We start from the raw sequence: 9748 nt of genomic DNA on the forward strand, positions 1-9748 counted from the left end.
CCCCTCCCACATTTTTTGACCCAATTTCAACTCAGGCGATGTCGCGCAACTCACGCCGCAAAATTTTCCCTACCGGCGTCATCGGCAACGAATCGCGCAGCACAATCTGCTTGGGCACCTTGTACCCCGTGAAGTTGGCCTTGCAGTAGCTCTTCAACTCCTCGAGGCTCACGCCTTCGGCACGCGCCACCACAAACAGCTTCACCGCCTCCCCGGTGCGCTCGTCCGGCACGCCGATCACGGCGCAGTTGGCCACGCCCGGATGAGCCATCACCACGTCTTCGATTTCATTGGGGTACACGTTGAAACCCGAGACGATGATCAGGTCTTTCTTGCGATCGACAATGCGCACAAAGCCATCGTCGTCGATCACCGCAATGTCGCCGGTCTTGAGCCAACCTTCGGCGTCCAGGGCCTCGGCGGTGGCGGCCGGTTGCTGCCAGTAACCTTTCATTACCTGCGGGCCCTTGATGCACAGTTCGCCGCGCTCGCCCAAGGGCAGCTCCACGCCAGCGTCATCAATCACCTTCATTGCCGTCGCCGGCACCGGAATGCCCACGGTGCCCAAGCGCGATTTGTTGCCATAAGGGTTAGTGCTGGCGACCGGTGAGGTTTCCGTCAGGCCGTAGCCCTCGCCAATCGCACAGCCGGTCAGTTGTTCCCAACGCTCGGCCGTGGCCTTGATCAGCGCGGTACCGCCGGAGTTGGTCAGTTTGAGATGGGAGAAATCCAGGCTCTTGAAGTCAGGGTGGTCCATCAACGCCACAAACAGCGTGTTGAGCCCCAACAGCCCGGTAAAGCGCCACTTTTTCAGCTCCTTGATAAACCCGCCGATGTCCCGCGGGTTGGTGATCAGCACGTTGTGGTTACCCGACACCATCATGCACATGCAATTGGCCGTGAACGCATAGATGTGGTACAGCGGCAGCGGCGCGATCATCACCTCCTGCCCTTCCTTGATCAGCGGGTGGCCGTCTTCGCCGGTCTGCGACATGCACGCGCGCACCTGCTGCATGTTCGCCACCAGGTTGCCATGGGTGAGCATCGCGCCCTTGGCCAGGCCGGTGGTGCCGCCGGTGTATTGCAGCACCGCGATGTCATCCAGGCTCACGGGATGGCGCGTTATACCCAGGCCCGCCCCCATGCGCAGCGCACGCTTGAACGACACCGCGCGTGGCAGGTGATAGGCCGGGACCATCTTCTTCACCTTGTCGACCACGGTGTTGACCAGCCAGCCTTTGGCGGCTGGCAGAAAGTCGCCCATCTTGGCTTCGATCAGGTAGTCGATCTCGGTGTCGGCGCACACCTCCTGCACACGTGAACCGAACAGGTTGAGGTAGACCAGCGCCCGCACGCCGGCATCCTTGAACTGGTGGCGCATCTCGCGCGGGGTGTACAGCGGGTTGGTGTTGACCACAATGAGCCCGGCGCGCAGGGCGCCGAATACGGCGATCGGGTAATGCAGCACGTTGGGCATCTGCACCGCGATGCGCTCGCCGGGCTTGAGGTCAGTGTGCTGCTGCAGGTAACCGGCGAACGCCCCACTCTGGCGCTCAAGCTCGGCGTACGTGAGGGTGACCCCCATGTTGCTGAAGGCCGGACGGTCGGCGAAAGTCTTGCAGGAGCGCTCGAACACTTCGATCACCGACTTGTAGGCCGAGAGGTCGATGGCATTGGGAACGCCCGCCGCGCGTTTGTCATTCCAGAAATCAGGTTGCATTATTCTTGTCCTCGGTACCTGAATGTGTCTGGCCGCTTATAACTTATAAAAAGCGGAGCTTTGGGGACGTTAGCAGCTATGGCCAAACAGGCAAATACAGCCGGGCCCGTCATTGATTGTGTGAATCTAGCTGCTGATGCGTAGGCAGATACCCCGCGTTTCAGCGGATGCGCTATACACTGCTACGAGACCGAGCAGACCTTGAAACAAGGAACCGCCATGAACCACAGCGACCACTGGCTGACCGCAAATGACCACAGCCGCCTGTACGTCAACCAATGGATGCCGGAGGGTCCGGCCAGGGCCGTGCTGATGCTGTCCCACGGCATGGCCGAGCACAGCGGCCGTTATGCGCGGCTGGCCGATGCCCTGTGTACCGCCGGCTACGCTGTCTATGCGCTGGACCAGCGCGGCCACGGCCGCACCGCCGACGAAGGCACGCTGGGCTTATACGCCGAAGAGGATGGTTGGAACAAAGTGGTGGGCGACCTGGCCAGCCTCAATCATCACGTTGGCCAGCAGCACCCAGGGCTGCCGATCATTTTGCTGGGGCACAGCATGGGCAGCTACATCGCCCAGGCCTACCTGCTGCACCACAGCGCGAGCCTGCATGGGGCGATTCTCAGCGGTTCGAATTTCCAGCCGGTGGCGCTGTACCGCGCCGCACGCGTGATCGCCCGCGCCGAACGTTTGCGCCAGGGGCTGCGCGGGCGCAGCGCGCTGATCGATTACCTGTCGTTCGGCTCGTTCAACAAAGCGTTCAAGCCCAACCGTACGGCGTTCGACTGGCTCAGCCGCGACCCGGCGGAAGTGGACAAATACATCAATGACCCGCTGTGCGGTTTCCGCTGCACCAACCAGCTGTGGGTCGACTTGCTCGGCGGCTTGCAGCAAATCAGCAAAGCGTCCAACCTCGCGCAGATCGATCCGGGCCTGCCGATTCTGGTCATGGGCGGCGAATGTGATCCGGTGAGTGAGGGCAAACGTCTCACCAGTCTGGCCAACGCATTGCGTGAGGCCGGGTGTCAGCACCTGCAACTGAATATCTATCCGCAGGCGCGTCACGAAGTGTTCAACGAAACCAACCGCGATGAAGTCACCGCGGATGTGCTGACGTGGCTCGACCAGGCCCTGACCTTGCGCAGGCCGGCTCGCTGCGAATAAATTTACCTTTAATATCAGCCAGTTAAATTACCGATTAGCCACAGGATGCACCTTTAGATGACCCAGGTAACCAACACCCCGTACGAAGCCCTCGAAGTCGGCCAGACCGCCAGCTACAGCAAGACCGTCGAAGAGCGCGATATCCAGCTGTTCGCCGCCATGTCGGGCGACCACAACCCGGTGCACCTGGATGCCGAATACGCCAAGGCGACCATGTTCAAGGAGCGTATCGCCCATGGCATGTTCAGCGGCGCCCTGATCAGCGCAGCCGTAGCCTGTGAGCTGCCTGGGCCGGGCACTATCTATATCGGCCAGCAGATGAGCTTCCAGAAACCAGTCAAGATCGGCGACACCCTGACCGTGCGCCTGGAAATCCTCGAGAAGCTGCCGAAGTTTCGCGTACGCATCGCCACGCGTGTGTTCAACCAGCGCGATGAGCTGGTGGTGGATGGCGAAGCCGAGATCCTCGCGCCGCGCAAACAGCAGGTCGTGACCCTGACCGAGCTGCCGCCGATCAGCATCGGCTGATTCAAGGTCGACACAAAAAAATGTGGGAGGGGGCCAGCCCCTCCCACATTTTTTACAGCAGATTTTTTACAGCATTTAGCGCGTAGGCTTACGACTGAGCGCGAGCCTGGTTACGCAGGGCTTTTACCTGGTCGTGGTTGCGCTGTACGCCGTGGTACTGACGCTCAACCAGGTCACGAATGCCCAGCAGGTTGTGCTTGTTGATCTTCTCGATCGCTTCACGGTAGGCCTTGAGTGCATGGTCTTCACCACGCTCGGCTTCGTTGAGCACAGCCTCTTCATCCTTACCGGTGACCATCGACTTCACGTCGACCCAGCCACGGTGCAATGCACCGGCCATGCTGCCGGAATCTTCAGGATCACCACCCAGGGCACGCACGGCGGTTTTCAGCTCGGCGGCGGCCGTCGCGCAGTCAGCGGAACGCTTGGCAAATAGGGCCTTGAGCTCTGGGTGCTTGATGTCCTCAGCGCACTCCTTGAAACCTTTTTGACCGTCGATGCTGGTTTCGATCAGGTCATTGAGTACGGAGATCGATTCTTTGTTGATGTCAGTCATTTTTCAATTCCTTTGGCAGGTTGAAGAGGTAACTTAAAAGAAGCTTTGTTTCAGCTTGCCTTAGTAGTTGCAGCGCTCGTGCCAGGTTTTTAAAAACAATTTTAATGCTTAAAATCAATAAGTTACGAATTATTGAACCATCTGTATGCTCGTTATTTGCATGATCTGTCATTTGGCCTTCATGCAGAATGCCTGTATTTTCCAAGGTCTCGACTGACGCAGCGGATGTCCCATGAACCCCGAAAAACTCGAACTGCTGATCACTCGCCAAATGCCCTTCGGCAAATACAAGGGCCGGATCATCGCCGACCTACCGGGCCCCTACCTGAACTGGTTTGCTCGTGAAGGTTTCCCCCACGGTGAGCTGGGCGGTTTACTGGCATTGATGCAGGAAATCGACCACAACGGCCTGTCCGAATTACTCGAACCGCTGCGCGCGAAACACGGCAAACCCGCCCCACGCCATTGACTAAGAGCCCCGCCATGCCAAGGAACGCAGACAACGAACATCACTGGCAGGCCATCGCTCGGCGCTATGACTTGGAACCAGGCCCGATCAACCTGGAAAACGGCTACTTCGGCCGCATGAGCCGTGCGGTGCAGGCGCAATACCTGGAACACGTGGCGTTTATCAACCGCAGTAACGCGGTGCATGTGCGCCAGCGCTTTGAGCGAGGCGAAAACGACGAGATCCGCCGCCAACTGGCCGCCTTGATCGATGTCGAGCCGCAGGCGCTCGCTTTCACCCGCAACGCCACCGAAGCCTTGCAATCGCTGATCCGCAACTACAACCGCCTGCAACCGGGCGATCAGGTGCTGATCAGTGACCTGGAGTACGACACGGTCAAGGGCGCCATGCGCTGGCTGGCCGGTGTTCGCGGCGTGGACGTAATCGAGATGTCCCACACGCATCCGGCCAGTTTCGACAGCCTGGTACAGACCTATCGCGATACGTTCATACAACATCCACGCTTAAAGCTCATGGCGCTGACCCATGTCACCCACCGCACCGGCCTGGTAATGCCCGTTGCGGCGATTGCCGAGGCCGCGCGGGAGCATGGCATCGACGTGATCCTCGACGGCGCCCATGCCCTGGGTCAACTCGAGTTCAACCTGGCGGAGCTGGGTATCCAGTTCGCCGGCTTCAACCTGCACAAATGGATTGGTGCGCCGCTGACCCTGGGCTTTCTTTATATCGCCCCCGAACGCCTGAAGGACATCGACCCGGACATGGGCGAGTTCCACTACCCCGCCACCGATGTACGCGCACGTACGTCCTACAGCACGCCGAACTTTCCGGCGCTGATGACCCTGCCGCTGGTGTTTGAAGAACACCGGGCATTGGGTGGCGCGGCGGCCAAAGGCGCGCGGGTCAATTACCTGCGGGATTTGTGGGTCAGGCAGGTGCGGCGATTGGAAGGGATTGAGGTACTGACGTCGGATGATCCGCGGTTGTACTGCGCGCTTACCGCGTTCAAGTTCACTGGGCGCGATCAGCAAGTCATGGTGGATCGGTTGCTCAAGGAATACGACCTGTTTGCCACGACGCGCACGGGGGCGGCGTTTGGTACCTGCATTCGGGTGACGCCGGGGTTGGTGACGTCTGCGGCGGACATGAATCTGCTGGTCTGCGCCATTACCCAGTTGAACACACATTGAAAATGTGGCGCTCTCGATTTTTCTACAGGCAAAAAAAAGCGGTACACCGACCAAGTGCACCGCAAAAATGCCGTTAAGCACAGCAACAACGATTCGGTAGATCAGATCAATCCAGCAGCGCCAACGCCTGTGCGGTGACTTCCTGAATGCGGGCCCAGTCGCCGTTCTTGATCCACTCCGGATCAAGCATCCAGCTACCGCCCACGCACATGACATTTTTCAACGCCATGTAGCTTTTGATGTTGGCCGGGCCGACACCGCCGGTCGGGCAGAACTTCACTTCGCCGAACGGGCCGCCCAGCGCTTTGAGGGCCGCCACGCCGCCGCTGACTTCGGCCGGGAACAGCTTGAAGCGGCGGTAACCCAGGGCATAGCCCTCCATGATGCCGGAGGCATTGCTGATGCCAGGCAGCAATGGGATAGGACTGTGCACCGAGGCTTCCAGCAGATCGCGGGTGATGCCTGGGGTGACGATAAATTGCGAGCCCGCCACTTCAGCCGCGTCGAGCATATGACGGTCGAGTACGGTGCCCGCACCGGTGCAGAGTTCTGGGCGCTGCTCACGCAATACCTGGATGGCCTTGAGGCCGAACTCGGAACGCAGGGTCACTTCCAATGCAGTCAAGCCACCGGCTGCCAAGGCATCGGCCAGCGGCAGAATGTCCTGTTCACGGGCGATGGTAATCACCGGCAGGATCCGCGCCTTGGCGCAGAGGCTGTCGATCAGGGCAACTTTGTCCGCCATGGACACGGTGGGTTGAGGGCTTTTCATAGCGGCTGATCCTTGGCTCATGGGCACCAGTAAATCTCTAATGTAGGTTGCAAAAACGCGCGAATCGGCATGGCAGCAACATCGTCACTGGCCAGGGCGGCGCTCAAGGTCGTCAACTTCGAACTGCCGGAAATCGACAGCACGGTGTAATTGGCCGTGGCCAGCAAGGCGCGACTCATGGTCAGGCGCTGGTGCGGCACGGTAGGCGCGAGCATCGGCCAGCAACGGCGGGTACCGTCGGCCTTCAGTGCTTCGGCGAGATTAGGGCTGTTGGGAAACAGCGAGGCGGTGTGACCGTCATCGCCCATGCCCAGCACCAGCACATCAATGGCCGGCAGTTCGGCCAGCAGGCGATCGGCCTGCTCGGCGGCGTCTTCAAGGGTTGGCGTGGCGCTGTACAGGCTCAGGAATCGGGCCTTGGCAGCCGGGCCTTGCAACAGGTGCTGCTTCAACAAACCGGCATTGCTGTCGGCGTGCTCCACCGGCACCCAGCGTTCATCGGCCAGGGTAATGGTGACCTTGGACCAGTCCAGGCCTTGCTTGGCCAGGTGCTGAAAAAACGCCACGGGGCTACGGCCACCGGACGCCACCAGGGTCGCTTCGCCTCGGGCACTGATAGCCCCGCGCAGTTGCTCGGCCACGTCATTGGCCAGGCCCTCTGCCAGCAGCACCGGCGAACGGTACTCATGGGCAGTCACGCCCTGAGGCAGTTTCAATTCAGATATCGCCATACCACGACCTCCCATCCCGCGTGATCAGTGCAATGGAGCTCATCGGCCCCCAGGACCCCGCCGCATACGGCTTGGGCGCATCACCGGATTTCTTCCACCCGGCGATCAACTGGTCACACCACTTCCACGCGGCTTCGATTTCATCTTTGCGAACAAACAGGTTCTGATTGCCGCGCATCACTTCCAACAACAAACGCTCGTAGGCATCGGGGATGCGTGCGCTGCGATAAGTGTCGGAAAAATTCAGTTGCAGCGGGCCGCTGCGCAGTTGCATGCCCTTGTCCAGGCCCTGCTCCTTGGTCATTACACGCAGGGAAATCCCTTCGTCCGGCTGCAGGCGATGATCAGTTTGTTGCTGATCTGCAAGCGCTGCTCGGGGGCGAAAATGTAGTGGGACGGTTCCTTGAAATGGATGACGATCTGCGACAGTTTTTGCGGCATGCGCTTGCCGGTGCGCAGATAAAACGGCACCCCGGCCCAACGCCAGTTACGGATATCGGCCCGCAACGCGACGAAGGTTTCAGTGTCGCTCTGGGTATTGGAATTCTCTTCTTCCAGGTAACCCGGCACCGGTTTGCCGGCGCTGTAGCCGGCGATGTACTGGCCGCGAACAACCTGGGTGGTCAGGCCGTCCGGGCTGATGGGCGCCAGGGCCTTGAGCACCTTGACCTTCTCGTCCCGGATGCTATCGGCGGACAGGTCGGCCGGCGGGTCCATGGCGATCAGGCAAAGCAGTTGCAGCAGGTGGTTCTGGATCATGTCCCGCAGTTGGCCGGCCTTGTCGAAGTAACCCCAACGGCCTTCGATACCGACCTGCTCGGCCACGGTGATTTCCACGTGGGAAATGTAGTTCTGGTTCCACTGGGTTTCGAACAGGCTGTTGGCGAAACGCAGCGCGATCAGGTTCTGGACGGTTTCTTTGCCCAGGTAGTGGTCGATGCGGTAGGTGCGGTTCTCCGGGAAGAACTGCGCCACGGCGTCGTTGACCTTGCGCGAGGACTCCAGGTCCGAACCGATGGGCTTTTCCAGCACCACACGGGTGTTTTCCGCCAGGCCGACCTTGGACAGGTTCTCGCAGATCGCGCCGTACACCGCCGCCGGTGTGGCAAAGTAGGCGATCAGGCGTTGCTCGGTGCCGGCTTTTTCAGCCAGGGCCACGTAGTCATCGGCCTTCATGAAGTCGACGTGCACATAGGTCAGTCGCGCCAGGAAACGCTGGACGATGGTTTCTTCCAGTTCCTTGCCGACGTATTTGCGCAGTTCTTTTTCGATATGGGCCAGGTGCTGCTGTTCGGAGCCGGCTTCACGGGCCAGGGCCAGGATGCGCGTATCCTCGTGCAGCAGCCCGGCGCCATCGAGTTGATAGAGGGCAGGAAATAACTTGCGCAGCGCCAGATCACCCAAGGCGCCAAACAGGGCAAAGGTGCAGGGTTCTACGGTTATCAAAGGCATGATGTTTGTTCTTTTATCAAGTTAAGCTACAAATACCTTTTTTCAAGGCATCACTCAAGGAAAAATGTAGTAATAACCACAACATTTTCCCGAAATACGCATTCCGTGTGGTGGTGTTCAGCTACCCTCAGTAGGATAGGCCACCGCGAAAAGCCACTCGTCGATTGGCTGCCGCCTTTTATTTGCATCGTCGCCCGAAGGAAAGACTGAATGGACCGCGTGCGAAATCTTCTGGAACAGATCCGGAACCGCCTCGAAGAATTGAACAAGGCCGAGAAAAAAGTCGCCGAGGTCATCCTGCTCAACCCGCAGCAGGCGACCCGCTTCTCTATCGCCGCCCTCGCCCAAGCCGCTTCGGTCAGTGAACCGACGGTCAACCGTTTCTGCCGTTCGTTCGGTGTCAGCGGTTACCCTGAACTCAAATTACAACTGGCGCAAAGCCTGGCCAGTGGTGCCGCGTATGTCAGCCGCGCCGTGGAAGCCGATGATAACCCCGAGGCCTACACCCAGAAGATCTTTGGCAGCGCCATCGCTTCCCTGGACAGTGCCTGCCAGGCGCTGGACCCGGCCCTTATCAGCAAGGCCGTGGACCTGTTGATCCAGGCGCGGCAGATCCACTTTTTCGGCCTGGGTGCTTCGGCACCGGTGGCCATGGATGCGCTGCACAAGTTCTTCCGCTTCAACCTGGCGGTCACCGCGCACGCCGACGTGCTGATGCAGCGCATGATCGCGTCGGTCGCGCATACCGGCGAGCTGTTCGTGATTATTTCCTACACCGGGCGTACCCGTGAACTGGTGGAAGTGGCGCGTATCGCCCGCGAAAACGGTGCGTCCGTGCTGGGCGTAACCGCCGAGAACTCGCCGCTGGCCAAGGCTAGTACGGTGAGCCTGAACATTCCGCTGCCGGAAGACACCGATATCTACATGCCGATGACCTCGCGGATCATCCAATTGACGGTGCTGGACGTGCTGGCCACCGGCATGACCTTGCGTCGCGGAGTGGATTTCCAGCCGCATTTGCGCAAGATCAAAGAGAGTCTGAATGACAGCCGGTATCCGGTGGGGGATGAATTCAACTAAGCGGCATGTGTGTTGGCTTCACTGGCCTCATCGGGAGCAAGCCCCCTCCCACACTTTGATCTGTGGATACCTTCAAATGTGGGAGG

At 59.7% G+C, this 9748-nt stretch carries 9 protein-coding genes and 1 pseudogene; 5 read left to right on the top strand and 5 right to left on the bottom strand.

Annotated features, from left to right (window positions below):
* Nucleotides 1–31: 31 nt before the first annotated feature.
* Complete coding sequence (gene fadD2, locus JWR98_RS27585) at nt 32–1720, bottom strand: long-chain-fatty-acid--CoA ligase (RefSeq protein ID WP_205491739.1); 1689 nt, start codon at nt 1718–1720, stop codon at nt 32–34.
* A 219-nt stretch (nt 1721–1939) separates the two neighbouring features.
* On the opposite strand from fadD2, the gene JWR98_RS27590 reads away from it, so the two are divergent.
* Both JWR98_RS27590 and JWR98_RS27595 read left to right on the top strand, forming a co-directional pair.
* The gene (locus JWR98_RS27590) at nt 1940–2884 is read left to right on the top strand and encodes an alpha/beta hydrolase (RefSeq protein WP_078734427.1); all 945 of its coding nucleotides are present in this window, start codon (nt 1940–1942) and stop codon (nt 2882–2884) included.
* 57 nt (nt 2885–2941) lie between these two features.
* A complete protein-coding gene (locus tag JWR98_RS27595) occupies nt 2942–3412 on the top strand; it encodes a MaoC family dehydratase (protein ID WP_003175719.1) in 471 nt (156 codons plus the stop codon).
* 88 nt (nt 3413–3500) lie between these two features.
* Here the strand turns inward: JWR98_RS27595 and JWR98_RS27600 are convergent, their stop codons facing one another.
* Nucleotides 3501–3968: a ferritin-like domain-containing protein gene (locus JWR98_RS27600; RefSeq protein WP_034139096.1), complete on the bottom strand. Its 468-nt coding sequence runs from the start codon at nt 3966–3968 to the stop codon at nt 3501–3503.
* Between the two features lie 232 nt (nt 3969–4200).
* Here JWR98_RS27600 and JWR98_RS27605 point away from each other — a divergent pair, with 232 nt between their 5' ends.
* Both JWR98_RS27605 and JWR98_RS27610 read left to right on the top strand, forming a co-directional pair.
* Complete coding sequence (locus tag JWR98_RS27605; RefSeq protein ID WP_008056784.1) at nt 4201–4437, top strand: DUF3820 family protein; 237 nt, start codon at nt 4201–4203, stop codon at nt 4435–4437.
* A 14-nt stretch (nt 4438–4451) separates the two neighbouring features.
* Entirely contained in the window at nt 4452–5627 is a 1176-nt protein-coding gene (locus JWR98_RS27610; protein ID WP_205491741.1) for an aminotransferase class V-fold PLP-dependent enzyme, read from the top strand.
* 106 nt (nt 5628–5733) lie between these two features.
* Here JWR98_RS27610 and JWR98_RS27615 read toward each other — a convergent pair whose 3' ends face one another.
* The 3 genes and pseudogenes from JWR98_RS27615 to zwf form a co-directional block, all read right to left on the bottom strand.
* Nucleotides 5734–6399 carry a bifunctional 4-hydroxy-2-oxoglutarate aldolase/2-dehydro-3-deoxy-phosphogluconate aldolase gene (locus tag JWR98_RS27615; protein ID WP_042945189.1) on the bottom strand — a complete coding sequence of 222 codons (666 nt, stop codon included), beginning with the start codon at nt 6397–6399 and terminating at the stop codon, nt 5734–5736.
* 17 nt (nt 6400–6416) lie between these two features.
* Entirely contained in the window at nt 6417–7130 is a 714-nt protein-coding gene (gene pgl / locus JWR98_RS27620; protein ID WP_078734429.1) for a 6-phosphogluconolactonase, read from the bottom strand.
* Nucleotides 7117–8582, bottom strand: a pseudogene (zwf, locus tag JWR98_RS27625) (glucose-6-phosphate dehydrogenase). The gene pgl and the pseudogene zwf overlap by 14 nt, the downstream one beginning before the upstream one ends.
* A gap of 219 nt (nt 8583–8801) precedes the next feature.
* Here zwf and JWR98_RS27630 point away from each other — a divergent pair.
* Nucleotides 8802–9662 carry a MurR/RpiR family transcriptional regulator gene (locus tag JWR98_RS27630; RefSeq protein WP_170039859.1) on the top strand — a complete coding sequence of 287 codons (861 nt, stop codon included), beginning with the start codon at nt 8802–8804 and terminating at the stop codon, nt 9660–9662.
* Nucleotides 9663–9748: the final 86 nt, after the last annotated feature.

This window comes from Pseudomonas lactucae (assembly GCF_016937615.1).
Taxonomy (GTDB): domain Bacteria; phylum Pseudomonadota; class Gammaproteobacteria; order Pseudomonadales; family Pseudomonadaceae; genus Aquipseudomonas; species Aquipseudomonas lactucae.

What these genes read in the sequence shown, in the direction of transcription:
- fadD2 (WP_205491739.1), bottom strand. Translation starts at nt 1,720, where the DNA reads ATGCAACCTGATTTCTGGAATGACAAACGCGCGGCGGGCGTTCCCAAT.
- JWR98_RS27590 (WP_078734427.1), top strand. Translation starts at nt 1,940, where the DNA reads ATGAACCACAGCGACCACTGGCTGACCGCAAATGACCACAGCCGCCTG.
- JWR98_RS27595 (WP_003175719.1), top strand. Translation starts at nt 2,942, where the DNA reads ATGACCCAGGTAACCAACACCCCGTACGAAGCCCTCGAAGTCGGCCAG.
- JWR98_RS27600 (WP_034139096.1), bottom strand. Translation starts at nt 3,968, where the DNA reads ATGACTGACATCAACAAAGAATCGATCTCCGTACTCAATGACCTGATC.
- JWR98_RS27605 (WP_008056784.1), top strand. Translation starts at nt 4,201, where the DNA reads ATGAACCCCGAAAAACTCGAACTGCTGATCACTCGCCAAATGCCCTTC.
- JWR98_RS27610 (WP_205491741.1), top strand. Translation starts at nt 4,452, where the DNA reads ATGCCAAGGAACGCAGACAACGAACATCACTGGCAGGCCATCGCTCGG.
- JWR98_RS27615 (WP_042945189.1), bottom strand. Translation starts at nt 6,399, where the DNA reads ATGAAAAGCCCTCAACCCACCGTGTCCATGGCGGACAAAGTTGCCCTG.
- pgl (WP_078734429.1), bottom strand. Translation starts at nt 7,130, where the DNA reads ATGGCGATATCTGAATTGAAACTGCCTCAGGGCGTGACTGCCCATGAG.